Below are 22,326 nucleotides of genomic sequence, written 5' to 3'. Positions count from 1 at the left end.
GGCGCGGTGAAGCGCCGCGGGGTGCCGCGGTGGTCCGTGCGGGGGATCTCTCCGAAGCGAAGGCTGTCTCCACCGGTGCTTCGGGAGGGGAATCGGTACCGGCGGCGGACCCTGACGGGGTCGCACGCCCGGCCCGGCGCCGCGTCTGACGCGGCGGGAGAGGATGTCGTGGCGGGTGGACTCGGGGTACGGCCGAACCGCGGTGGTCCGGTCTTGAAGCAGATCCGGGCCACGTACCACTCGGGGTCCGGTGCGTGCCAGATCCGTCGTGCGGTCACACGGGCCATGGTTTCGTCACTCCTCGTGCCGTGCCGTAGACCGTACCGTGCCGGTGCGACGAAAAGGTGCCCGTCGGCGTACGCGGATCAATCCGTTCCGGCGTAATCGGACAAGCGGTCGGCGAGTTCGCGAACGGCCGTGCGGAGCTCCGCCGGGCGCCGGACGGTGAAGGACCAGCCGAGACCCGCCAGCATGCGCGCCATGCCGTCGAGCCGCTCCGCGCGGGAGCGCAGGAGCACACCCTCACCCGTCACCGACAATTCACCGATTGCCCGGGGCAGCGCCGCGCGGGCCTCGTCGAGGGAGGTCCGCAGGACGACCTCGCACTCCCAGCGGTACGGCACGGCCGCCAGGGAACCGACGATCTGGGCGACCGGGTCGAAGCCGCCGGGCGCCTCGAAACCCTCCTCGCCCAGGCGTGCCGAGGCGATCCGGTCGAGGCGGAAGGTGCGGCGTTCGCCGCTGCGGTGGTCGTGTCCGGTCACGTACCAGCGGCCGGAGTGGAAGACGACGCCGTAGGGGTCGAGGTCGCGTTCGCTGTCCTCGCCGCGCCAGGAGGTGTAGGCGAGGTGGACGCGTTTGCGGGAGGCGACGGCTTCGCTGAGGGTGAGCAGGACCGGAGTGCTCGGGCCGACCGCGGTCGTGGCGCGGGAGGTGAAGCCCAGTGTCGTCTCCAGCGCGCCCGCCTGGTCGCGGACGGCGTCGGGCAGGACCCGGCGCAGTTTGGCCAGCGCGAGGTCGGCGGAACTCTCCACGGTCGACAGGCCAAGATGCCGTGCGGCGAGCAGGCCGAGGGTTACCGCCACGGCCTCGGCGTCGGTGAACATCAGCGGCGGGAGCTTGTAGCCGGGCTGGAGCCGGTAGCCGCCGTAACGGCCGCGGGCGGCGGTGACCGGGATGCCCAGTTCGACAAGTCTCTCGGTGTAGCGGCGCAGGGTGCGGGGGTCGACGTCGAGTCGTTCGGCGAGCTCGGCGCCGGTGAGTCCGGGGTAGGTCTGGAGCAGTTCGAGCAGCGCCAGGATCCGGGTGCTGGGGTATGACATCTCGCACAGCTTAATGCGGGCGGATATCGCCCGCATTTGATCATAGGCTTCGGGCACAGCCGAAAACGAAGGAGCACAACGATGTCGACCTACATTCTCGTCCCCGGTGCCTGGCTCGGCGAGTGGGCGTGGCGCGAGACCGCCGAAGCGCTGCGGGCGCGCGGGCACGAGGTGCACCCGCTGAGCCTGACGGGCCTGGCCGAGCGCGCCGTCGAGGACGGCTCGGGAATCGACCTGGAGACCCACATCGCCGACGTCATCGGCTTCATCGAGGAACGCGACCTGCGCGACGTCGTCCTGGTCGGGCACAGCTACTCCGGGATCGTCGTCGGCGCGGTGGCGCACCGGATCGGCGACCGGCTCTCCGACGTCGTCTACGTCGACAGCGCACCGTTCGGCGACGGCCAGGGCATGCTCGACCTCATGCCGCCCGAGGGCGCCGACGAGATGCGGGCGCTGGTCGCGGCGGGCAACGGATGGGGCTTCCCGATGCCCGGCCGCGACGCGCTCGGCGAGGCCAGTTCGATCCTTGGCCTGACCGACGAGCACTTCAAACTCTTCGGCGAGCTCGCCACCCCGCACCCTTTCGGCACCTACGAGCAGCGCCTGAGCCTGCGCGGGGAACCGGCCGGCTCCCCGCGCCCGGTCCTGATCGCCTGCGAGGACTTCCGGATGATGCTCGACGCCGGGAACCCCTGGCTGACCGCGCTGATCGACCCGTCCTGGCTGCGTCTCGACATCGCCACCGGCCACTGGCCGATGCTGTCGGAGCCCGTCGCGCTCGCCGAGCTGCTCGACCGCGTGGCCGCAGACCGCTAGATTCGGGCGCATGGGCGCCGCATCGACTCCGCCCGGCCACGCGCTGACCCGCGTGGCCGGGGTACGTGAAGCCAACGACCTGACCGTGAGATGGCTCAAGGCCGTCGAGAGCCCGTCGCCGGTGCTGTCCGGCGCGGGCGCATGGCCGCTGCTGGCGGCTTTGGCCGCCGGAGCCGCCGGGAAGGCCCGCGACGAACTCGCCGAGGCCGTCGGGATCGACCCGGCGACGGCACTCGACGCCGTCCGCGACTACGCCGCGGCGCTGTCGGCATCGGCGGCGCTGCGCTTCTCCACCGGATTCTGGGCCTCACCGCGGATCACCCTGGATCCGGCCTGGACCGACCGGCTTCCCGCCGCGTGGGCGGGGGCCCTCACCGGCGACCTGGCCGCCGACAAGCGCACCCTCGACGCCTGGGCCGAGGAACGCACGATGGGACTCATCGGCCAGATGCCCATCGTGTTGACGCCGGAGACCACGCTGGTGCTGGCCACCGCGCTCGCGCTGCGCACCGAGTGGGCCCACCGCTTCAGCGACGCCCCGCTGATGCCGCGGACAGGGCCGTGGCGCACCGACCGGCCCTGGCTCGGCCTGACCCGCTCGACGTCCGATCTGACCACGCTCAGAACCGCCGACGGTGTCACGATCCTCCCCGTCACCGGGCGCGACGACATCGACGTGCACCTGGCCATCGGTGAGCCCGGCGCCGACCCGGCGGAGGTGCTCGCCACCGCCGTACACGCCGCCGACGGCCGCCTCGCCACCGCGGCAACCGAGGAGGGCCCGGGCATCACCGTCGGGACCGAACCCTCCCATGAGGCCGCGCCGGCGCCGCTGCTGCGGGTCACCACCGTCGGCTTCGACGTCACCGCCGAACACGACCTCCTCGGCCTGGCCGAGGTCTTCGGCCTGCGGATCGCGACCGGCCCGGGCGACCACTTCCCCGGCGTCAGCGCCGACCGGCTCACCGTCAGCGACGCCGCCCAGTCGGCCGTGGCCGTCTTCAGCGCCAAGGGCTTCGAGGCGGCCGCGGTGACGGTCGTCGGCCTTCGCTGCACCGGTGCCTTCTCCCCTCCGGAGGGCGCCGACCGCAAGGTCGTGTCCGTCGACTTCACCAGGCCTTTCGGGTACGTCGCCGTTCACCGGCCGACCGGTCTCGCGCTCGTAGCGGGCTGGGTCGACGAGCCGAAACGCTTCCAGGCCTAGGCGCTCAGGCTTTCGCGTGCTCGGCGAGACCGGCCCTGCGCAGGCCGCGAATCGCCGGGACGGCCAGCAGTGCCAGGCAGCAGGCCAGGCCCACCGCGCTCCCGAAGCCCATGACGACCTCGGCACCGACGAGCGCCGCCATCGGCCCGGCGAGCGCCTGCCCGATCGGGATCGAGCCGACCGAGCCGGCGACCTCGTAGGCCGTCACCCGGTTGAGGACCTCCGGCGCCACCTGGGTCTGCACGCTCGTCGACCACATGACCGACCAGAACGCCCAGGACGCGCCGCCCAGGACGTGCAGGGCGATCAGGCCGGCGAAGGGCGCGTGGACGGCGTAGCCCAGTGGCATCAGCGCGAAACCGATGAGCGCGACCGCTCCCGCCCGCAGCATGCGCACCGGCTTAAGGCGGATGGCGATGAGCCCGCCCAGGATCGTTCCGGCGCCCATCGCCGACATGACCCAGCCGTAGGCGGTCGGCCCGAGCCGCTCGGTCACCAGCGCCGACCCGAGCGGGTACAGCGGTGCGAAGGTCAGCATCGCCATGCTGGAGAAGATCGCGATCACACCCCACATCCAGGTGCGCGAGGAGAACTCGAACCACCCTTCGCGCAGCTTGCGCAGCATCGACGTGCCCTTCTCCACGACCGGCTCCGCGCCGAGGCGCAGGGCGAGCAGGCACACCGCGCTCACCGCGAAGGTGGCGGCGTTGACGGCGTAGACGACTCCGGCGTTGATCGCGGCGACGAGGATCGCCGAGAGCGCCGGCCCGGCGAGCTGGGCGATGGCGTCGGCGACGCGGAGGGTTCCGTTGGCGCGCTGAGGATCGGCGGCGACCCGGCGGACCATGCCGTTGACGCCCGGCTGGAACATCGCCGCCGCCGCGCCGGCGATCGCCGACATGGCGACGAGCAGCCACAGCGAGGGCTCGCCCGCGAAGAGTGCCACGGCGACGACGGACTGCGTGGCGACCCGGACCAGATCGGCACCGATCATCATCCGGCGGGCCGTGAAGCGGTCGGCGAAGACGCCACCGAACAGGATCAGCAGCGCGAAGGGGACCATGAAGGCGGCGAGCACGAGTCCGACGCCGGTGGGGCCGAAGCCGGCGCCGCCGACGGCGAGCGCGACGGCGACCGGGAGCATCCCGTCACCGAGGAGGGCGACGGAGCGGGCCGTGAAGTAGAGGCTGAAGTTTCGGGTCCAGAGGGCGCTGGAGGTCCGGGGAGGGGCGAGGGCGACCACGGCCGTTCCTTCCGAGGGTAAGGAGCTCTTCGGGAAGCATTCCTTACCATTGGATGGGCGGCAAGAGGATGTGGATCACAGTGGAGCGCGGGCGCCGGACATGTCCGGCATCCACGCGCCATCACGGCCGCGTCACTCCACCTTGGTCACCGCTCCCCCGGTCAGCGACGCGAGGACCGCGTTGATTCCCAGCGCGGTCGTGTAGGCCAGGTCGACGGAGTTCTGGTCGAGCAGCCACTGGATCTGGAGGCCGTCCATGAGCCCGATGATCACCGAGGCGGCGGCCCGGATCTCCTCCTCGTCGGGCATGGTGCCGGCTTCGCAGACCTCGCGCAGGGCGTCGGCCAGTATCACCCGCAGTCCCGCGAAGCGGGCCCGGAACCATTCCTGTGCCGGGTGGTCGTCGGTCACCGACTCGGCCGACAGCACCGCGTAGGACTGGACGATCCCGGGACGGGTCGCGTTGAGCCGCGCGGTCCGCACCAGGTGCGCGAAGAGCCCGAGGCCCTCCGGCAGGTGGTCGACGTCGAGTTCCTCGAAGTCGGCCTGGTCGCGGTAGCGCAGCACCTCGATGAGCAGCTCGTCCTTCGAGCCGAAGTGGTGCAGGATCCCCGCGTGGGTCATCCCGACCACCTCGGCGATCTCGATGAGGGAGCCGCGCTGGTAACCACGCCGACCGAAGATGCCCATGGCGGCCCGCAGAATGTCCAGGCGCCGCTGGACTGAGCGTTTCTGCCGCATGCTGACCTTACCGATCGGGGGTGGGTTCGCCAAGGACTCGCCGGCCTCTGTCATGCCGACAGACTACTGACCGGCGCGAAACTTACTGACAGGTCAGTAAGGTCCGTCACGAACTTTTCTCCCTCGGCTTCGGCGCGATCGCGAGGTGCCCGGGAACGGCCACCTCGTAGCCGTCGTGGAGGAAGCAGGCGACCTGCCGGTGCCCCTCCCCTTCACGTCCGGTGCCCTGCAGTTCGGGACGCTTGCCGTCGCAGGGATCGAAGGCGTGCGGGCAGCGCGGATGGAACGGGCAGCCCGCCGGCAACGCCGTCAGGTCGGGCGGTGAACCGGGGATGCCCGACAGTTCCCGGCGCGGCCCGTGCAACGGCGGGAAGGAGTTGAGCAGGCCGTAGGTGTAGGGGTGCCGCGGCCTGCGGTACAGGTCGTCGGCGGTCGCGTCCTCGATGATCTGCCCGGCGTACATGATGGCGATCCGGTCGGCCAGCTCGATCAGCAGCGACACGTCGTGGGTGATGAAGATGACCGAGAAGCCCAGTTCGTTGCGCAGCTTCACCAGCTGTTCGACGATCTGGCGCTGCATCACCACGTCGAGCGCCGTGGTCGGCTCGTCCATGATGACGACCTGCGGTTCGAGTGCCAGGGCCATCGCGATCATCACGCGCTGCCGCATCCCGCCGGACAGCTGGTGGGGGTAGGAGTTGATCCGGTCGGGCGAGATGCCCACCATCTCCAGCAACTCCTTGGCACGGGCCCTGTGCTGCCCGCGGGAGCGGTCGGGGCGGTGCGCGGTCATCACGTCGATGAGCTGCTTGCCGACCCGGTAGACCGGGTTGAGGGAGTTCATCGCGCCCTGGAACACGATCGCCATGTCGTCCCAGCGCGAAGCGCGCAACTGGTCGTCGGACATCGCGAACAGGTCGAGGCGGCGGTCGTCGCGGCTGCTGTGGAAGATCACGTCGCCGCCGGTGATGACGCCCGGCGGCGGCAACAGCCGCGTGGCCGCGTAGGCCAGCGTCGACTTGCCGCAGCCGCTCTCCCCGGCGAGGCCGAGGACCTCGCCGACGCCGAGGGTGAGGCTGACGTCCCGCAACGCGTGCACGGCGCTGTCGTCGTAGCCGTAGTCGACCGACAGGTTCCGGATCTCCAGCACGGGATCACCGACGGCGGCCCGGTGGCCGGTCGACGTCACGGCCGTGTCCACCTTGTTGACTCGCTGCCCCATCAGTCCTCTCCTCGCTTCTCGGCGGGCGCCCGGTACACCGGGGTGAAGCCCACGCGGGCCCGGATGCGCTTGGCGCGCTGGGCCTTGGCGCTGCCGCCGGTGGTCCGCAGCCGCGGGTTGACGAACTCGTCGATGCCGAAGTTGATCAGCGTCAGGGCAGTGCCGAGGGCCGCGATGCACAGGCCGGCCGGGACGAACCACCACCACGCGCCCTGGGCGAGCGCCTGGTTGCTCTGCGCCCAGAACAGGATCGTGCCCCAGTTCCAGGTGGACACGCTGGTCACGCCGATGAAGGCGAGGGTGATCTGGGAGAGTACGGCGAAGATGACCGTGCCGATGAAGCCGGAGGCGATGATCGCGGTGAGGTTCGGCAGGATCTCGAAGCAGACGATCCGCCACAGCGACTCACCGTTGGCGCGGGCGGCCTCGACGAAGTCGCGCCGCCGCAGGGAGAGGGTCTGGGCCCGCATGATGCGCGAACCCCAGGCCCAGCCGGTGAAGGCGATGACGAGGGCGACGGTCGTGCCGCCGGCCTCGGGGAGCTGGCTGGCGATGATGATGATCAGCGGCAGCGCGGGGATGACCAGGAAGACGTTGGCGAGCAGGGACAGGAACTCGTCGCCGACGCCGCCGATGAAGCCCGCGGTGACGCCGATGAGGACCGAGATCGCCGTGGCGATCGCCCCGGCGAGCAACCCGACGATGAGGACGCCGCGGGTGCCGACGATCAGCTGGGAGAGGATGTCCTGCCCGGTGTTCGTGGTGCCGAGCCAGTGCTCGCCGGAGGGGCCCGACATGAGGGTGGAGGAGACCTTGTTCGGGTCGTAGGGGGCGATGACGTCGCCGAGCGCGGCGATGATCGCGAAGAAGCCGAGGATGCTCAGCCCGACGATCGCCTTGCGGTTGCGGAAGATCGACCAGGCGCCGCGGCCGCCGCGGCCCTTCTTGGGCGAGATCCCGTGTTCGCCGGACGCGACCGGCAGGTCGACGGTGGTGGGGGTGGCCACTTCAGCCCTCCTGTCGGATGCGGGGGTCGAGGGCCGCGTAGCCCGGGTCGGCCGTGATGCTCGGCGCGACCGGGACCGGCGACGCGACACGACCCTGGACGGATCGGTTTCGGCACGACATGGCTCAGCCCTCCTGTCGGGTGCGGGGGTCGAGGGCGGCGTAGGCGAGGTCGGCGAGCATGTTGGCGACCAGGACCGACAGCGTGATGATCAGGAACACGCCCTGCATGAGCGGGTAGTCCTTCGAGCTGACGCCTTGGTAGAGCACGTATCCGATGCCGGGGTAGGAGAACACGATCTCGGTGACGAGGGTTCCGCCGACGATGAAGCCGAGGGACAGCGCGAAGCCGGAGATGTTCGGCAGGATCGCGTTGCGGGCGGCGTAGCCGAACATGACCGTGCGTTCCTTGAGTCCCTTGGCGTGCGCGACGGTCACGTAGTCCTCGGACGACACGGTGACGGTCATGTTGCGCATGCCGAGGGCCCATCCGGCGACCGAGCTGACCACGATCGTCACGGCCGGGAGCAGCCCGTGATAGACCGCCGACCAGATGAAGTCGGCGTCCCAGGAGGGGACGAACGCGCCGTCATAACCGCCGGAGGCGGGGAAGACGGGCCAGGCCACGGCGAACACGGCGATGGCGATCAGGCCGAGCCAGAAGTACGGGATGGCCGAGAAGAAACTGCCGACGGGCAGGAGGCTGTCGGTCCAGCGTCCGCGCCGCCAGCCGATGTAGACGCCGGCGAGGGTGCCGAGGACGAAGCTGATCAGCGTCGACACGCCGACGAGGATCAGCGTCCACGGGATGCTCTGTTCGATGACCTCGGCGACGGGCGTCGGGAAGTACGTGAACGACAGCCCGAAGTCGCCCTGGAACAGGTTGCCCCAGTAATCGAGGTACTGCTGCCAGACGCTGGTCTCCTTGTCGAGACCGAACATCGCGTAGAGCGCCTGTGTCGCGTCGGTGCTGAGCTGACCCTGGTAGCGGTTGATCAGCGACTGCACGGGGTTGCCGGGCAGCATGCGCGGGATGAAGAAGTTGAGGGTGATCGCCGCCCAGGCGGTGACCACGTAGAAGACGAAGCGCCGCAGCAGGAACGTCATGCCTTCACCTCCAGGCCGGCGGGCTTCTCGACGCCCTCGGCGTACAGCCAGCACGCGGCCACGCGCCCGTCGCCCGCGGGCAGCGACGGCGGCGATTCGGTCTTGCAGCGGTCCATCGCGAAAGGGCACCGCGGGTGGAAACGGCAGCCCGACGGCGGCTTGATCAGGCTCGGCGGTTCACCGCGGGCGGGCCTCTCGGCGGCGTCGGCGAGCTTGTCCGGGTCGGGGGCCGAGCTGACGAGCAGCTGCGTGTAGGGGTGCGCGGGGTTCTGCGTCACCGATTCGCTGTCGCCGCTCTCGACGACCTCGCCGGCGTACATGACGACCGTGCGGTCGGCGAAGTAGCGGGCCGAGGCGATGTCGTGGGTGATGTAGAGGATCGCCAGGTCGAGCTCTTCCTTGAGCTCTTTGAGCAGGTTGAGCACGCCGAGGCGGATCGAGACGTCCAGCATGGACACCGGCTCGTCGGCCAGGAGGACCGTCGGGCGGGCGCCGAGGGCGCGGGCGATGGCGATGCGCTGACGCTGTCCGCCGGACAGTTCGTGCGGGAACTTGTCGATGTAGCGCTCGGCGGGACGCAGGTGGACCTGCTCCAGCAGTCCCGCGAGGCGGGTTTCGAGTTCCTCTTTGGACAGTCCGCGGTGGTGGATCCGCAGTGAGCGGGTCAGCACGTAGCGGACGGTGTGGATCGGGTTGAGCGAGGCGAAGGGATCCTGGAAGATCATCTGCACCTGGCGGCAGTAGGCCCGGAACCGGCGCCCGAAGCGGACCTTGACCGGTTCGCCGCGCAGCAGGACCTGTCCGGAGGTGGCCGGGTAGAGCTGGGCGAGCAGGCGCGCCACGGTGGACTTGCCCGAGCCGGACTCACCGACGAGGGCGACCACCTGGCCGCGGCGGAGGGTCAGGTCGACCGACTCGACGGCGCGGACGGCCTTGCCGCGTCCGCGCAGGCCGCGGACCGGGAAGTGTTTGGTGAGTGCCCGGGCTTCGAGCATGATCGGGTCTTCGGTCGGGGTCGTCGCGGCGTCGGTCGCCGGACCTTCTCGCTGAGCCATGGCCTACCTATCCGGAAGGGCGTGGTGGTGGGAACCGGAGGGTGTGCCCGGCCGGGATCGGAGGTCCCGGCCGGGCGGTGCGTCACGATGCCGGGGTCAGCTTCATGACGATCATCGACGCGCTCGGCTGCGTCGGCTGCGGCATGGCGTAGGGGTCCTCCGCGGTCGGCCAGCCCTCCCAGAACTTCGTGGAGTACTCGGCGCCGATGGGCCCGGCGACCAGCGGGATCGCGGGGACCTGTTCGACCATGATGTCCTGGAGCAGGTCCATGGCGGTCTTGCGCGTGGCGTCGTCGGAGGCGTTGGCGTAGTCGTTGAGGGCCTTGGTGGCGTCCTCGTTGCGGTAGCGCCCGAAGTTCCACGACGCCTTCTTGCCCAGCGGCTCCAGGTGGGCGCCGTTCATGATGCAGTCGTAGATGTCGTAGGGGGTGTTGCCGGTGTTGGTCCAGTGCAGGCTGGCGTCGAAGTCGCCGACGGCCAGGGCCTCGGTCCAGGCGTCGACCGTCATGGTGTCGACGGTCGCGTCGATGCCGAGCTGCTTGACGCTGTCGGCGATGATCTGCAGGTCGGCGAGGTAGTCCGACCAGCCGGCCGGGTCGACGAGCTTGAAGGTGACCGGGTTGCCCTCGGGGTCCTTCAGGGTCTCGCCGTCGAGGGTGAAGCCGCCCTGCTGGAGGATCGTCTTCGCCTTCTCGACGTCGACGGCCTGCGCCTGGCCCTTGTACTTGTCGGAGATGAACGCCTCACCGGCCGGGCGCGGGATGCCCGTCGGGCTGTCGACCAGCGGGTACAGGCCGGCGTGGCCCTGCACGTGGATGGCCTGGCGGTCGATGACCAGGTTGATGGCCTGGCGCAGCGCGGCGTGCTTGAAGGCGCTCTTCTCCATGTTCAGGAACAGCGCGTGGATGCCGAGGCCGGAGGGGAACCACAGCTTGTGGTTGTCCTTGTCCTTGGCGACGAACACGTCCTGGTAGTTCGGCATGAACACGTAGGACCACTGGCAGGCACCGCTGGCCAGCGCGGTGGTCTGCGCGTTGTTGTCGTTGTAGGACGTGTAGCGGACCTCGGGGACCTTCGGCTGGCCACCCCAGTAGTCGGTGCGGGGCACCATCGTCACGACCTGGGCCGTCCACGACTTCAGCGTGTACGGGCCCGAGCCGATCGGGTTCTGGTTGGTGTCGGTCGTCGGGTCGGACATCGCCGACCAGATGTGCTTCGGGACGACCATGGTCTCCAGGACCCGGCCCTGGTTGACGAACTGCGAGGACGTGAAGGTCAGGCTGACGGTGTTGCCCTCGACGGTGATCGCGTCGAAGGGGATCGCGCTGCCGTTGAAGGCGTCGTTGTCCTTGATCAGGGTGAAGGTGAACCCGACGTCCTCGGCGGTCATGACCTGTCCGTCGGACCACTTGACGCCGTCGCGGATGGTGAACTTGACCGACTTGTAGTCGGCGGCCCACTCCCACGCGGTGGCCAGCCACGGCGTGGGCGCCTGGTCGGGGGCGATCTGGTTGACCTGGGCGAGGGGCTCGTAGACGAGCCAGCGGTAGCCCAGGGAGTTGCCCGACGACGTCGGCGTGAAGGGGTTGCTGTTGTTGGTCAGCGGCCCGTTCGGCATGCCGACGGTGAGGGCCTGCGGGGCTCCCCCGTCGCCGTCACCGGTCTTGCCGTCGCCGCACGCGGCGAGGGCGGGGGTGGCGAGCACACCGGCCATGAGTCCGAGCGTGGTGCGTCTCTTCATTGAGAATGTCTCCTTGCGTGGGGTGAATCTCAGGGGGCGGTCATCGGGTTCGGGTGACGTGCGCGTCGAGCCGCAGATCGGTGACGGATCGGCCGACGCGGACGCGGTAGCGCCCGGCGGGGGTGATCCAGGCGTGGCTGCCGGTGTCCCAGATCTGGAACGCGCGGGCGGCCAGCCTCAGCCGGGCGGTGGTGGACTCACCCGGAGCGGCCTCGGCGACGGCGAAGCCGCCGAGTGCGCGGACCGGTCGGTCCGCGTCGTCCTCGCAGGGTTCGAGGTACGCCTGGACGACCTCCCGGCCGGGCCGGGCGCCGGTGTTGCGTACCGTCACGTCGAGCAGGACCTCGCCTTCGGCGGTGTCCTCGACGTGCAGATCGGTGTATTCCCAGTCGGTCCAGCCGAGGCCGTGCCCGAAGGGAAGGGCGGGTTCGACGCCGTCGCGCAGCCAGCCGCGGTGTCCGATGTGGACGCCTTCGCGGTAGGCGATGAACTTCCCGTCCGGGATGGCGTCGGGAACGGGGACGTCTTCGAAGCGGGCAGGAAGCGTCCACGGCAGGCGTCCGGCGGGCTCGGTCCGCCCGAAGAGGACGTCGGCGAGGGCGTGGCCGCATTCCTGCCCGGGGAACCATGTCCACAGCACGGTTCCCGCGTCGGCCAGCCACGGGAGCAGCACCGGCGCCCCCGCGTTGACGACGACGATCGCGCGGTCGGTGACCTTCAGGACCCGGCGGACGAGTTCGTCCTGGCGGCCGGGGAGGTCGAGGTCGGGCCGGTCCCAGCCCTCGGACTCGACCTGACTGTTGGTGCCGACGACGAGGACGGTCAGGTCGGCGTCGCGCGCGGCCTCGACGGCGGCGGCGATCTCTTCCTCGTCGGTGCGGCCGGGAAGGCGGTGGCGCAGTTCGGCGCGGACGAAGCGGCCGTAGGCCTCGGCGTCGACGATCTGGAGGTCCACGTCGATGTCGACGGTGACCGGGGCGGCGACGGCGACCGCGCGGCCGCTGTCGGCGGGCGAGTTGACGCTGGAGTTGAGCAGGACCTCCGAACCGGCGCGGATGGTGGACTCGCCGGTGAGCACGCCGCCGATGCGGGTCCGGTGCGCGCCGACGGTGCCGACGCCGAGCCAGTGCTCGCCGGGTTCCTGGAGTTCGACGGTCGCGGTGAGGCGGGCGGTGGCGGCCTCGGGGGTGACGTACCACCAGCCGTTCTCGCCGTCGTGGACGCGGGAGTCGATGACGGTTCCGGTGGCGTCGCGGATCTCCAGGCGGATGCCGGGGAGGCCGGTCTCGGGGTCGATCGCGCGGCCCTTGACGTCGAGGCGGGGGGCGTGGGGGCGTGCGTAGCCGCCGCGTTCGACGCGGATCTCGACGTCGCCGCCGAGGGCGGCGCGCAGGCCGTCGAGCGGGGTGACCTGGAGGTCGGGCCAGACGTACGCGCTGCCGCCGCCCTGGGTGAAGGCGTCGGTGGCGTTGGGGCCGATGAGGGCGACGGTCCGCACGTCCTCGATTCCGCGCGGGATGCGACCGCCGTCGTCTTTGAGCACGACGGTGGAGCGGGCGGCCAGCTCGCGCAGGATCTCGCGGGTGCCGCCGAGGTCGGCGGTGTCGAGGACGTTCTCGGCGCCGTCGAGGCCGCCCACCCGTCCGGCGAGGCGGAGGATCCGGCGGACCTTGTCGTCGATGACGTCCTCGCCGACGAGCCCGTCGTGGACGGCCTGGACGAGCGCGTCCTCCCACGGGCCGCCGGGGCCGGGCATGACGAGGTCGAGTCCGCCGTTGGCGGTGGCGACGGTGCTGCGCGCGGCGAGCCAGTCGCTCATGACGACGCCGTCGAAGCCCCACTCGTTCTTGAGGACGTCGACGATCAGGTGGTGGTGCTCGGTCGAGGTGGCCTCTTCGACGCCGTCGTCGACGCCGTTGTAGGCGGCCATGATCGACCAGGCCCCGGCCTCCTTGACGGTCAGCTCGAAGGGCGCGAGGTAGACCTCGCGCAGGGTCCGCTCGTCGACCTGGGCGATGTACTCGGTGCGGGCGGTCTCGGAGTCGTTGGCGACGAAGTGCTTGACGCAGGCGGCGACACCGCGTTCCTGGAGCGCCTTGACGAGCGCGGCGGCCATGCGGCCGGTGAGCAGCGGGTCCTCCGAGAAGCACTCGAAGTGCCGTCCGCCGACGGGGGTGCGCTGGAGGTTGACCACGGGTGCGAGGACCACGTCGACGCCGTGGCGGCGGGCCTCCCGGGCGAAGAGGGCGCCGAGCCGCGCGGCGGCGTCGACGTCCCAGGTCGCGGCGAGCGCGGTCGGTGAGGGGAAGGATGCGGCGGTCTCGGCGGGGTCGCCGTTGGGGCCGCGGACGCCGGCGGGGCCGTCGGAGAGGACCAGGGAGCGCAGCCCGGCGGTGTCGGCCGCGTGGAGGGTGAAGGGCGTGGCGCCGGTCAGCAGCCGGACCTTGTCCGTGAGGGCGAGGGCGGCGAGCCGGTCGTCGAGGGTGGGACCGGCGGCGGGCTGCTGTGTGGCCAAGGCGTTCTCCAGGTGGGAGTGGGTAACGCGGCTCACGTTAGCAAACTTACTGACAGGTCAGTAAGTGACTTGGGTAACAATTAAGTCTCATGATTAACCTGCCAGAAATCAGTGATCGGGGGAAGTGTGCGACTTTGTGACGTGGGTCCCAACTTGCCCGCCGGGACCGCTCTGAACTGCGGATTCACATACGTGGGCGCGGGCGGGGACGGTTTTGGCACGTGGGCGGGGCGCGGGGTGCCGGAACCCGTGGGGCGGCAGGTGCGCGCCCGTCGGCGAGGCGGGCCTCCACGTGTCGATACCTGGGCCCCGACCACCACTCGCGCCATCCGGCGACGCTAGAGCCCACTCCGCCCGTCACCGGGACGGATAGCCTCCAACCGCATGAGCGCACCATGGAATCCGGGACGGCCCGTCGCCGTCCGATACGGACGCTTCGACACCCCGCGCTGGGTCTACACCGGCAACGTCATCGCCGACGGCACCGAGGAACTCGCGATCCTCCTGCGGCCGGGGAACCCGACGGTCGAGTCGCACGCCGCCGACGGGCGCGACGTCCGGGACCTGAGCCTTGCGGAACGGACGCGCGCGGAGCTGCGGGCTCAGACCGAGTCGAACTGGTACGGCGAGGCCGCCGTGCTCGTCTTCCCGGCCGGAGCCCCCTGGTCGGTGTGGATCTTCTACAACGCCGACGGCTCCGTGCACCGCGCGAAGGTCAACTACGAGAAGCCCTACGTCCGTTGGAGCGACGCCTCGGGCAACGCCTTCGTCGACACCGCCGACCGGGAACTCGACCTGGTCACCTACCCCGACGGGACCTGGCACTTCAAGGACGAGGCCGAGTTCGAGCACATCATCGGCCGCCCCGGTTACTGCACGCCCGAGCTCGCCGCCGAGGTCCGCGAGCACGCCGAACAGTCCCTCGCGCGGTTCACCGACGGCACCCTCGTGCGGGGAACCTATGAGAACACCGGGCCCGGCTCGTGGCCGACCCCGGTGCTCCCCGTCTCCTGGCGTGACCGTCACACGCACTGGCCCTAGACCAGCGCGGGCTCCGGAAGCCTGGCGCTCCTGCGGTCCATCGCGCCCGACACCAGCGCCAGGGCGAGTCCGGCGACACCCAGCAGCGCGGCGACCCACGCCGTCGCGGTGTAGCCGAGGCCCGCGTCGATGACGACGCCGCCGAGGAAGGGGCCGATGGCGTTGCCGAGGTTGAAGGCGCCGATGTTGACCGCCGAGGCCAGCGTCGGCGCACCCTCGGCCTTGTCGAGGACCCTCGTCTGGAGCGGCGGGACGGTCGCGAAGGCGGCCACACCGAAGGCCAGGATCGCGATGACGAAGGCGACCTGCGAGTGCGCGGCGAACAGGAAGGCCACCGAGATGACGATCAGGGCGACGAGGATCGCGTAGAGCGAGGGCATCAGGGCGCGGTCGGCGAGCCGCGCGCCGACGAGGTTCCCGGCGACCACGCCGACGCCGAAGAGCCCGACGAGGATCGGCACGGCACTCTCGGAGAAGCCGGCGACCTCGGTGGCCATGGGCGCGATGAAGGTCAGCACGGTGAAGGCCGGCGCGAAGCCCAGCACGGTCATGCCGAGCGCCATCCAGACCTGCGGGCGGCGGAAGACGCGGAACTCGGTGCGCAGGGCGGGCCGCTCGGCGTCGGGGCGGTCGGCGGGCACCAGGGCGGCCACGCCGATGAGGCCGACCACGCCGATGGCGACGACGGCCCAGAAGGCCGACTGCCACCCGAGGTTCTGCCCGAGGAGGGTGCCGACGGGCACACCGACGACATTGGCGACGGTGAGGCCGGTGAACATCATCGCGATCGCCTGTGCGCGCTTCTGTGGCGCGACGAGGTTGGCGGCGACGACCGATCCGACACCGAAGAAGGCACCGTGGGCGAAGGAGGACACGATCCGCCCGGCCATCAGTGCGCCGTAGGAGGTGGCGAGCGCCGAAAGCAGGTTCCCGGCGATGAAGACGACCATGAGCAGCAAAAGCATCTTCTTGCGGGAGAGCCGGTTGCCCAGGATGGTGAGCACGGGCGCGCCGACGAAGACGCCGAAGGCGTAGCCGGACACCAGCAGGCCTGCGGTCGGGATGGACACGCCGAACTCGGCCGAGAGGTCGGGCAGCAGGCCGTTGATGACGAATTCCGTCGTGCCGATGCCGAAGGCGCTGATCATCAGCGCGACCAAGGCGAGAGGCATGGTGGGCTCCTCGGATACAGTAGGACGCGTACGAGATAAGCCGCGCCCGAGACAGTTGCTCGGTAATTAGTTGCATACGCCGTTGTTTGCAGACGCTGCCTATCTCAGCACGCGATCGCTGGTCCCGCAAGCGGGGCCCGGAAAGGTGTGAGCCATGCCTCTGTCCGACGACGCCGTCGAAGCCCGGGCTCAGGGCTGGCGAACCCTCGCCGCGCTCCACGCCCGCATCGAGGACGCCCTGGAGCGCTCCCTCCAGGCCGCACACGACCTGAGCGTCACCGAGTACACGGTCCTCGACGTGCTCGCCAAGCAGGACGGCTGGCACATGCGCATGCAGCAGCTGGCACGGGCGGTCGTGCTCAGCCAGAGCGCGACCACGCGTCTGGTGACACGACTGGAGAAGCGCGGACTGCTGTCGCGCTATCTGTGCGAAGACGACCGCCGGGGCATCTACACCGAGGTCACCGGCCCCGGGCACGACCTGCTCACCAAGGCCCGCCCGACGCACGACGCGACACTCGCCACCGCGCTGGAGGAGGCCTCCGGAGTGCCCGAACTCGAACCGCTGGTGCGGTCGGTGCAAGGGCTCACCCACGTCTGACCGCTACCCCGGTAGCGGGTGTCGGCCTACTGTGGAGTGACGTGCCCGGCCGCCCGGGCCCCTAGCGTCGCGGGCATGGAACCCGGTTTCTGGAGACTGCCGTTCACCGCCGTCACCTGGCGGCGCTGGGCCTACGTCATCACCGGCGGGCTGCTCGCGCCCCTGCTGCTCCTGCCGATGCTCGCCGGGCTCGGCGCGGGTGTGGAACGCGCGCGTTCGCGATGGGTCCGCGACGACGAGCCGCTCCCCCGGCCCGGGTGGCGGCGAGGCGCCCTGTACGCGGTGGTGAACCTGCCGCTGTCGCTCGGCCTCGGGCTGTTCTTCGCCTACCTGACGACGCTGTGGTTCTACTGGGTCGCCTACCCGGTGCTCTTCTGGAACGCCGACCTGTCCGAGGGCACGTGGGGCGGCCCGACCTGGATCGGGGCGGTGTCACTCCACGTGGCACCCGCCCCGATCATGCTGTTCGCCGGGCCGTGGCTGCTGCGCCACGCCGCTCGCCTGCACGCCGCACTGGTCAGGCGCGTGCTGGGCTAGCGGTCGCCGTCACTTCATGTGCTTCAGCGCGTCCTCGATGGCGCGGTAGAAGGTCGGGTAGGCGTACATCATGTGCCGCAGGCTGGAGAACGGGACCTCGCCGTAGACCGCGACGGCCAGCGCGCCCATGGTCTCGCCGCCCGCGGGGGCCGCGACGGTCGCGCCGACGAGGATGTCGCGGTCGGTGTCGACGACGAGTTTGACGACGCCCTCGTTGCCGTCGCCGTAGATCCAGCCGCGTGCCGAGGTGGGGATCTGCGTCGTTCCGACGTGGACGTTGAGACCTGCCTCGCGGGCCTGAGCCTCGGTGAGACCGACCGCGCCGACCTCCGGGTCGGTGAAGGTGACACGCGGAAGGGCGCGGTAGTCGGCGGGCGGACCGGGCTGGTCGAGGATCGCGCGGACCGCGACGGCCGCCTGGTACATGGCGACGTGCGTGAACTGACCGTGCCCGGTGACGTCACCGACGGCCCACAGGTTCTCGCCGGCCCGCATGTGCCCGTCGACGGAGACGGCCTTGCCCTTCGGGTCGAGACCGACGGTGTCGAGCCCGAGATCGCCGAGTTCGGCGTGGCGGCCGACGGCGACGAGCAGGCGCTCGCCGCGCACGGTGGCGCCGTCGTCGAGGGTCACGGTGAACTCCTGGCCGTCGTGGGCGACCTTGACCGCCTTGCGGCCGACGACCATGGCGATGTCGTCTTCACCGAGGGCCTCGTGGACGACCTCGGACGCCTCGGGCTCCTCAGCGGGCAGGAGCCGGTCGGCGGCCTCGACGACCGAGACCTTGGTGCCGAAGCGCGCGAAGACCTGCGCCAGCTCGACACCGATGGCGCCACCGCCGAGGACGATGAGGGAACTCGGGGCCGACTCGGTCTCGATGGCCTCGCGGTTGGTCCAGTACGGGGTTCCGGCCAGGCCCTCGATCGGCGGGATCGTCGGCGCGCCGCCCGTCCCGAGCACGATCGCCCGGCGGGCGGTGTGGACCTCGCCGTCGACCTCGACCTTGCCCGGTCCGGCGAGTCGCGCGCGGCCGCGGACGAAGGTGCCGCCCTTGCCGGTGAAGCGGTCGACGGCGACCTTGTCGTCCCAGCCGTCGGTGGCCTCGGTGCGGATGCGCCGGGCGACCGGCGCCCAGTCCGGCGTGACCTGCACGAAGCCGCCGATGCCTTCGAGGCGGCGGGCGTCGGCGATCAGGTTCGCCGCGCGGATCATCATCTTGCTCGGGATGCAGCCCCAATAGGGACACTCGCCGCCGACCAGTCCACCGTCGATGCCGAGCACTTCGAGCCCCGCCTCGGCGAGCCGTCCGGCGACCTCCTCGCCCCCGACGCCCATTCCCACGACGATCGCGTCAACCTCGGTCATCTCGCACCCTCCGCATTCGGCCAGCGTCCACATGGCACGTTACCCGCCGGGCGGTGGCGGCAGACGGTGGTACCGCGAGACCACCGGGCTTTCGTCCCCGGCCTCGCGGTACCCGGACGAGCGGCTAGTCCTTGTCCCGGTCGGCCCAGTGGATCGGGTCCGAGCTGGGCAGTTCGCTCACGCCCGCCTCCCGCATCGCGCCGATCGCCAGGCTGCGGTGCAGTGCGCCGTAGGTCAGGACATGCGTGACGGCTCCGCCGTAGGTGAAGGTGCGCGGGGGCTCGCAGAGGGCGTCGATGAAGGTCTCACCGGAGCGGCCGTCGGCCAGGGCCGAGGTCACCGACCGGCTCCACCGGGCCCCCGCCGCGGCGTAACGCTCCCGCAGCGCCGACACCGAGTTCTCGGTCTCGTCGGGCGCGGCGCCGCCCTCCATCGCGGCGGTCCACCGCTCGCAGGAGAAGACCAGCTGCGCGAGCAGCTCACGGATCGAGGTCTCGTCGCTGCCGTAGTCCACGTTGTACGGGAAGGTCTCGTCGAGGACCTTCGGTGTCAGGGGCTGCGCCTTCGCGAGCAGCTCGCCGACGGTCCAGACGTGGTGCTCGATCATGTCGTTCAGGACGGTCATGGGGTCTCCTTCGGTGGCGGGCAGACGGATGCCGCCCGGCGGATGGAAGTGGATGCCGCTGTCGCAGGCGATCCGAAAGCGCGTGTCCCGGCGGAGCCGGTGCCTGCTCGGCGGCCCGCCGAATGCCCGGTAGAACGCGCGGCTGAAGGCTTCGAGCGAGCCGTAGCCCGCGTCGAAGGCGATCGTGGTCACCGGGCGGTCGGTGGTGGCGAGGCTGTAGGCGGCACGCTCCAGGAGAAGCCGGCGCCGGAAGGCGCCCGGCGGCTCGCCGAGGGCGGCGGCGGCGAGCCGGTCGAAGTGGAACCGGCTGAGGTGCGCGCGCCGGGCCAGGTCGCCGCCGCTGAGTCGCGGGTCGTCCAGGCAGCCGCTCACCGCGTCGAGCAGGGCGGCGAGCCGGTCGGGATCGGTGGCCTTCATGACTCGATCCTCGCGTCTCGCCCGGTGCGGCGCCTGATCGTGTTTGCGGAACCTCGATGTCAATCCAAGTTGACGCGATCGCTGTTGTCAATGTAAGTTGACAGCATGAGCGAAGCCACCGACCTCGCCACCGACGCCGGCCACACCGACCCCCGGGTCGGGCTGCGGGCGGTCGCGGCCCTGCGCAGGCTGCTCGAACACCTGGAGTCCGCCCAGGTCCGCAACGCCCGCGCGAAAGGCTGGCCCTGGCAGCAGATCGCCGACGAGCTGGGGGTTTCCCGCCAGGCCGTCCACAAGAAGCACGGAAAGGAGCGCTGATGTTCGAAAGATTCACCGAACCGGCCCGCCGGGTCGTCACAGCCGCCGTCGAGGAGTCCCAGACCGCCGGAGACGCGCTCGTCGACGAGGAGCACCTCGCCTACGCGCTCTTCCGCGACCCCGACGGCACCGCTTCGCGCCTCTGCGGCGGCGAAGTCACCCTCGACCGACTCAAGGCCGCCTTCACCGCCGCCAACCGGCGCGGAGGCCTCAGCGACGCCGACACCGCCGCGCTGCGGGAACTCGGGATCGACGTCGACGCGGTGGTCACGAGCTTCGAGTCCGGCCTCGACCCCGGCCGGCTGCTCCCGCCGCGCAAACCCGCCCGCCGCCACCGGCCGTTCTCCAAGGCCGCCAAACGGGTCCTGACCCTCGCGCTTCGCGAGGTCGTCTCCCGGAGTGAGCGCACCCTTGGCGAGCGCGACCTCCTGCTGGGGCTGCTGCGCAACCGGGCGCTGGCCGCCGGGGTGTTCGAGGGCCTGGGCGTTCGCTACGCCGACGTGCTGGCCCGCCCGGTGTGACGAACGGCGGGCCCGGATGCGCCCGGGCCCGCCGTTGGCCGTGGTCAGGCGATCAGGTGCACGTCGCCGAACTCGTGCCAGAGGTAGCGGCCTTCGACGGCCGCGGCGTAGGAGCGGGCGAGGAGGTCTTCACCGGCGATCGCGCGGAGCATCCACAGGTGGGTGGACTTCGGTTCGTGCAGTCCGGTGAGCAACCCGTCGACGAGCCGGACCCCGCCCTCGGGCGTCACGATGTGCTCGGTGAAGCCCGACGCCGCCCGGGCGCGGCCGTCCGGGTCCGCGGCGCTCTCCAGTGCGCGGACACCGGTCGTGCCGACGGCGATGACGCGTCCGCCGGAGCGCCTGGTGTCCTCGACACGGCGGGCGGTGCTGGCCGGGACGTTGAACCACTCGGCGTAGGGCGGTTCGTCCTTCTCGGTACTGGCCACACCCGTGTGCAGGGTGACCGGGGCGAAGGCGACGCCTTTCGCGACGAGCCGCGTCACCAGCGCGTCGGAGAAGGGACGTCCGGCGCTGGGCATCTCGGCGCTGCCGGGGTCGACGCCGAACACGGTCTGGTAGGCCGAGAGCGGCCACTCGCGGTCCACATAGGAGTACCGGATCGGGCGACCGTGCCCACGCAGGTAGGCGACGACGTCGCGGTCGAGCCGCGCCCGCCACAGGCGGGGCGTGTGCCGGTCGATGAGCCGCAGAGTCGCGCCGCCGGGCAGCGGGATCCACTCCCCCGCGAGGCCCCCGGCGTAGGGAACGGTCGCACGCCGGGTCAGCTCGCGCAGCTCGACGAGCCAGTCGCCGCCGTCGAGGCGGCCGCTGAAGTGCACGGCGATGCGCTCGGTGTGGACGGCCGCCGGAAGGGTACCGGAGGTGTTGACGACCAGCAGGTCGCCCGGCTTGAGCAGGTCGGGGAGATCGGTGAAGCGGTGGTGCGCGACGCCGCCGCTCGCCTTGTCGGTCACCAGCATGCGCACGCCGTCGCGGGTCAGACCGCGCGCCTCGGGCGGCTCGTGCGCCTCCAGGTCCGGCGGGAGCTCGGTGAACTGGTCGAGGGTGACGGTCATGCCGCACCTCCCGCGACGAGCTCGGCGGCGCGGTGGCGTCCGCTCGCGGGCCGGTGGAACACCAGGTCGGCGAGGGTTTCCCCGACGCCGTCGGGCTCGGGCGCCTCCTGCGACTCCACGCCGATCGCGTCGGCCAGCATCACCGTGCGCATCTCACCGGGGTCGACCCACCAGACGGCGACGTCGGGTTCCTCGGCGGCGAGGACGTTCGAGAGCTGTTCCAGGGCGGCCTTCGTCGCGCCGTAGCCTCCCCAGCCCTCGTAGCCTTCGACGGCGGCGTCGGAGGTGATGTTCAGGATCGCGCCGTGCCGTCGGCGTAGTCCGGGCAACGTCGCCTGTGCCAGCGCCAAGGGGGCAAGCACGTTGGTGTCGAACAGTTCCCGCAGCGTCCCCAGTGGATAGTCGGCGAGTTTGGGCAAGGGCGTCGCGCCGAGGCCCGAGGCGTTGTTGACCAGCAGGTCGAGGCCGCCCGCCTCGGCGGCGAGGTCGGCGAGGGCGGCACGGTGCTCCGGGTCGGCGACGTCTCCGGCCAGCGCCCGGGCGCCGAGTTCGGTGGCGACGGTCTCCAGCGGGCCCTCGCCCCGGGCGGTGAGGATGAGCCGCCAGCCCCGCTCGGCGAGGGAGGCGGCGATGGCGCGCCCGAGGCCGCGGGAGGCGCCGGTGATCAATGCGGTCTTCGTCGTCGTGTTCATGGCCT

21 protein-coding genes are annotated in these 22,326 nt (G+C 71.0%); 7 read left to right on the top strand and 14 right to left on the bottom strand.

Annotation, left to right across the window (positions count from 1 at the left end; translation table 11 throughout):
* Positions 1–365: 365 nt before the first annotated feature.
* Entirely contained in the window at positions 366–1,322 is a 957-nt protein-coding gene (locus tag HNR73_RS06885) for a helix-turn-helix transcriptional regulator (RefSeq protein ID WP_184786460.1), read from the bottom strand.
* An 81-nt stretch (positions 1,323–1,403) separates the two neighbouring features.
* On the opposite strand from HNR73_RS06885, the gene HNR73_RS06880 reads away from it, so the two are divergent.
* Positions 1,404–2,141 (top strand): alpha/beta fold hydrolase, encoded by a 738-nt coding sequence (locus HNR73_RS06880; RefSeq protein ID WP_184786459.1) that lies wholly within the window; start codon positions 1,404–1,406, stop codon positions 2,139–2,141.
* A 10-nt stretch (positions 2,142–2,151) separates the two neighbouring features.
* A complete protein-coding gene (locus tag HNR73_RS06875) occupies positions 2,152–3,345 on the top strand; it encodes a serpin family protein (protein WP_184786458.1) in 1,194 nt (397 codons plus the stop codon).
* Positions 3,346–3,349: 4 nt separating this feature from the next.
* On the opposite strand, the gene HNR73_RS06870 is transcribed toward HNR73_RS06875, so the two are convergent.
* From HNR73_RS06870 to HNR73_RS06835, 8 genes are all read right to left on the bottom strand, one after another.
* On the bottom strand, positions 3,350–4,588 hold the full coding sequence (locus HNR73_RS06870; protein ID WP_184786457.1) for an MFS transporter: 1,239 nt from the start codon (positions 4,586–4,588) through the stop codon (positions 3,350–3,352).
* A 132-nt stretch (positions 4,589–4,720) separates the two neighbouring features.
* On the bottom strand, positions 4,721–5,383 hold the full coding sequence (locus HNR73_RS06865) for a TetR/AcrR family transcriptional regulator (RefSeq protein ID WP_203685883.1): 663 nt from the start codon (positions 5,381–5,383) through the stop codon (positions 4,721–4,723).
* Positions 5,384–5,435: 52 nt separating this feature from the next.
* Positions 5,436–6,551 carry an ABC transporter ATP-binding protein gene (locus tag HNR73_RS06860; protein ID WP_184786456.1) on the bottom strand — a complete coding sequence of 372 codons (1,116 nt, stop codon included), beginning with the start codon at positions 6,549–6,551 and terminating at the stop codon, positions 5,436–5,438.
* Positions 6,551–7,558: an ABC transporter permease gene (locus HNR73_RS06855; RefSeq protein WP_203685885.1), complete on the bottom strand. Its 1,008-nt coding sequence runs from the start codon at positions 7,556–7,558 to the stop codon at positions 6,551–6,553. Before HNR73_RS06855 ends, HNR73_RS06860 begins: the two co-directional genes overlap by 1 nt.
* A 124-nt stretch (positions 7,559–7,682) precedes the next feature.
* Entirely contained in the window at positions 7,683–8,663 is a 981-nt protein-coding gene (locus HNR73_RS06850; protein WP_184786455.1) for an ABC transporter permease, read from the bottom strand.
* Complete coding sequence (locus HNR73_RS06845; protein WP_184786454.1) at positions 8,660–9,718, bottom strand: ABC transporter ATP-binding protein; 1,059 nt, start codon at positions 9,716–9,718, stop codon at positions 8,660–8,662. The genes HNR73_RS06850 and HNR73_RS06845 overlap by 4 nt, the downstream gene beginning before the upstream one ends.
* A gap of 82 nt (positions 9,719–9,800) precedes the next feature.
* Complete coding sequence (locus tag HNR73_RS06840; protein WP_184786453.1) at positions 9,801–11,459, bottom strand: ABC transporter substrate-binding protein; 1,659 nt, start codon at positions 11,457–11,459, stop codon at positions 9,801–9,803.
* Between the two features lie 40 nt (positions 11,460–11,499).
* Entirely contained in the window at positions 11,500–14,010 is a 2,511-nt protein-coding gene (locus HNR73_RS06835) for a beta-glucosidase family protein (protein ID WP_203685887.1), read from the bottom strand.
* A 348-nt stretch (positions 14,011–14,358) separates the two neighbouring features.
* Here HNR73_RS06835 and HNR73_RS06830 point away from each other — a divergent pair, with 348 nt between their 5' ends.
* Positions 14,359–15,015 carry a ribonuclease FAU-1 family protein gene (locus HNR73_RS06830; protein ID WP_184786452.1) on the top strand — a complete coding sequence of 219 codons (657 nt, stop codon included), beginning with the start codon at positions 14,359–14,361 and terminating at the stop codon, positions 15,013–15,015.
* On the opposite strand, the gene HNR73_RS06825 is transcribed toward HNR73_RS06830, so the two are convergent.
* Positions 15,012–16,187: an MFS transporter gene (locus tag HNR73_RS06825; RefSeq protein ID WP_184786451.1), complete on the bottom strand. Its 1,176-nt coding sequence runs from the start codon at positions 16,185–16,187 to the stop codon at positions 15,012–15,014. The two genes, HNR73_RS06830 and HNR73_RS06825, sit on opposite strands and share 4 nt — an antisense overlap.
* Before the next feature lie 154 nt (positions 16,188–16,341).
* Between HNR73_RS06825 and HNR73_RS06820 the strand changes: the two genes are divergently transcribed.
* Both HNR73_RS06820 and HNR73_RS06815 read left to right on the top strand, forming a co-directional pair.
* Positions 16,342–16,788, top strand: a complete 447-nt coding sequence (locus HNR73_RS06820) for a MarR family winged helix-turn-helix transcriptional regulator (RefSeq protein WP_184786450.1) — start codon at positions 16,342–16,344, stop codon at positions 16,786–16,788.
* 75 nt (positions 16,789–16,863) lie between these two features.
* A complete protein-coding gene (locus HNR73_RS06815) occupies positions 16,864–17,325 on the top strand; it encodes a hypothetical protein (protein ID WP_184786449.1) in 462 nt (153 codons plus the stop codon).
* A gap of 9 nt (positions 17,326–17,334) precedes the next feature.
* On the opposite strand, the gene HNR73_RS06810 is transcribed toward HNR73_RS06815, so the two are convergent.
* Both HNR73_RS06810 and HNR73_RS06805 read right to left on the bottom strand, forming a co-directional pair.
* Positions 17,335–18,690 (bottom strand): dihydrolipoyl dehydrogenase family protein, encoded by a 1,356-nt coding sequence (locus HNR73_RS06810; protein WP_184786448.1) that lies wholly within the window; start codon positions 18,688–18,690, stop codon positions 17,335–17,337.
* A gap of 124 nt (positions 18,691–18,814) precedes the next feature.
* Positions 18,815–19,732: a DinB family protein gene (locus HNR73_RS06805; protein ID WP_184786447.1), complete on the bottom strand. Its 918-nt coding sequence runs from the start codon at positions 19,730–19,732 to the stop codon at positions 18,815–18,817.
* Between the two features lie 105 nt (positions 19,733–19,837).
* Between HNR73_RS06805 and HNR73_RS06800 the strand changes: the two genes are divergently transcribed.
* Both HNR73_RS06800 and HNR73_RS06795 read left to right on the top strand, forming a co-directional pair.
* Positions 19,838–20,050 (top strand): Lrp/AsnC family transcriptional regulator, encoded by a 213-nt coding sequence (locus tag HNR73_RS06800; protein ID WP_184786446.1) that lies wholly within the window; start codon positions 19,838–19,840, stop codon positions 20,048–20,050.
* The gene (locus HNR73_RS06795; RefSeq protein ID WP_184786445.1) at positions 20,050–20,571 is read left to right on the top strand and encodes a Clp protease N-terminal domain-containing protein; all 522 of its coding nucleotides are present in this window, start codon (positions 20,050–20,052) and stop codon (positions 20,569–20,571) included. The genes HNR73_RS06800 and HNR73_RS06795 overlap by 1 nt, the downstream gene beginning before the upstream one ends.
* Positions 20,572–20,615: 44 nt before the next feature.
* Here the strand turns inward: HNR73_RS06795 and HNR73_RS06790 are convergent, their stop codons facing one another.
* The gene (locus HNR73_RS06790) at positions 20,616–21,629 is read right to left on the bottom strand and encodes an S-adenosylmethionine:tRNA ribosyltransferase-isomerase (RefSeq protein ID WP_184786444.1); all 1,014 of its coding nucleotides are present in this window, start codon (positions 21,627–21,629) and stop codon (positions 20,616–20,618) included.
* Positions 21,626–22,321 carry an SDR family NAD(P)-dependent oxidoreductase gene (locus HNR73_RS06785; protein ID WP_184786443.1) on the bottom strand — a complete coding sequence of 232 codons (696 nt, stop codon included), beginning with the start codon at positions 22,319–22,321 and terminating at the stop codon, positions 21,626–21,628. The genes HNR73_RS06790 and HNR73_RS06785 overlap by 4 nt, the downstream gene beginning before the upstream one ends.
* Positions 22,322–22,326: the final 5 nt, after the last annotated feature.

Source organism: Phytomonospora endophytica (assembly GCF_014202425.1).
In the GTDB taxonomy this organism is placed as follows: Bacteria; Actinomycetota; Actinomycetes; order Mycobacteriales; family Micromonosporaceae; genus Phytomonospora; species Phytomonospora endophytica.
The sequence above is the reverse complement of the archived record's forward strand: the minus strand, read 5'-3'. Positions and strand labels throughout refer to the sequence as shown.

Bases quoted from the DNA above. Each gene is read 5' to 3' on its own strand.
- HNR73_RS06815 (WP_184786449.1), top strand. From the start codon at position 16,864: ATGGAACCCGGTTTCTGGAGACTGCCGTTCACCGCCGTCACCTGGCGG.
- HNR73_RS06845 (WP_184786454.1), bottom strand. From the start codon at position 9,718: ATGGCTCAGCGAGAAGGTCCGGCGACCGACGCCGCGACGACCCCGACC.
- HNR73_RS06880 (WP_184786459.1), top strand. From the start codon at position 1,404: ATGTCGACCTACATTCTCGTCCCCGGTGCCTGGCTCGGCGAGTGGGCG.
- HNR73_RS06795 (WP_184786445.1), top strand. From the start codon at position 20,050: ATGTTCGAAAGATTCACCGAACCGGCCCGCCGGGTCGTCACAGCCGCC.
- HNR73_RS06840 (WP_184786453.1), bottom strand. From the start codon at position 11,459: ATGAAGAGACGCACCACGCTCGGACTCATGGCCGGTGTGCTCGCCACC.
- HNR73_RS06790 (WP_184786444.1), bottom strand. From the start codon at position 21,629: ATGACCGTCACCCTCGACCAGTTCACCGAGCTCCCGCCGGACCTGGAG.
- HNR73_RS06785 (WP_184786443.1), bottom strand. From the start codon at position 22,321: ATGAACACGACGACGAAGACCGCATTGATCACCGGCGCCTCCCGCGGC.
- HNR73_RS06800 (WP_184786446.1), top strand. From the start codon at position 19,838: ATGAGCGAAGCCACCGACCTCGCCACCGACGCCGGCCACACCGACCCC.
- HNR73_RS06860 (WP_184786456.1), bottom strand. From the start codon at position 6,551: ATGGGGCAGCGAGTCAACAAGGTGGACACGGCCGTGACGTCGACCGGC.
- HNR73_RS06885 (WP_184786460.1), bottom strand. From the start codon at position 1,322: ATGTCATACCCCAGCACCCGGATCCTGGCGCTGCTCGAACTGCTCCAG.
- HNR73_RS06850 (WP_184786455.1), bottom strand. From the start codon at position 8,663: ATGACGTTCCTGCTGCGGCGCTTCGTCTTCTACGTGGTCACCGCCTGG.
- HNR73_RS06865 (WP_203685883.1), bottom strand. From the start codon at position 5,383: ATGACAGAGGCCGGCGAGTCCTTGGCGAACCCACCCCCGATCGGTAAG.
- HNR73_RS06875 (WP_184786458.1), top strand. From the start codon at position 2,152: ATGGGCGCCGCATCGACTCCGCCCGGCCACGCGCTGACCCGCGTGGCC.
- HNR73_RS06820 (WP_184786450.1), top strand. From the start codon at position 16,342: ATGCCTCTGTCCGACGACGCCGTCGAAGCCCGGGCTCAGGGCTGGCGA.
- HNR73_RS06830 (WP_184786452.1), top strand. From the start codon at position 14,359: ATGAGCGCACCATGGAATCCGGGACGGCCCGTCGCCGTCCGATACGGA.
- HNR73_RS06825 (WP_184786451.1), bottom strand. From the start codon at position 16,187: ATGCCTCTCGCCTTGGTCGCGCTGATGATCAGCGCCTTCGGCATCGGC.
- HNR73_RS06810 (WP_184786448.1), bottom strand. From the start codon at position 18,690: ATGACCGAGGTTGACGCGATCGTCGTGGGAATGGGCGTCGGGGGCGAG.
- HNR73_RS06805 (WP_184786447.1), bottom strand. From the start codon at position 19,732: ATGAAGGCCACCGATCCCGACCGGCTCGCCGCCCTGCTCGACGCGGTG.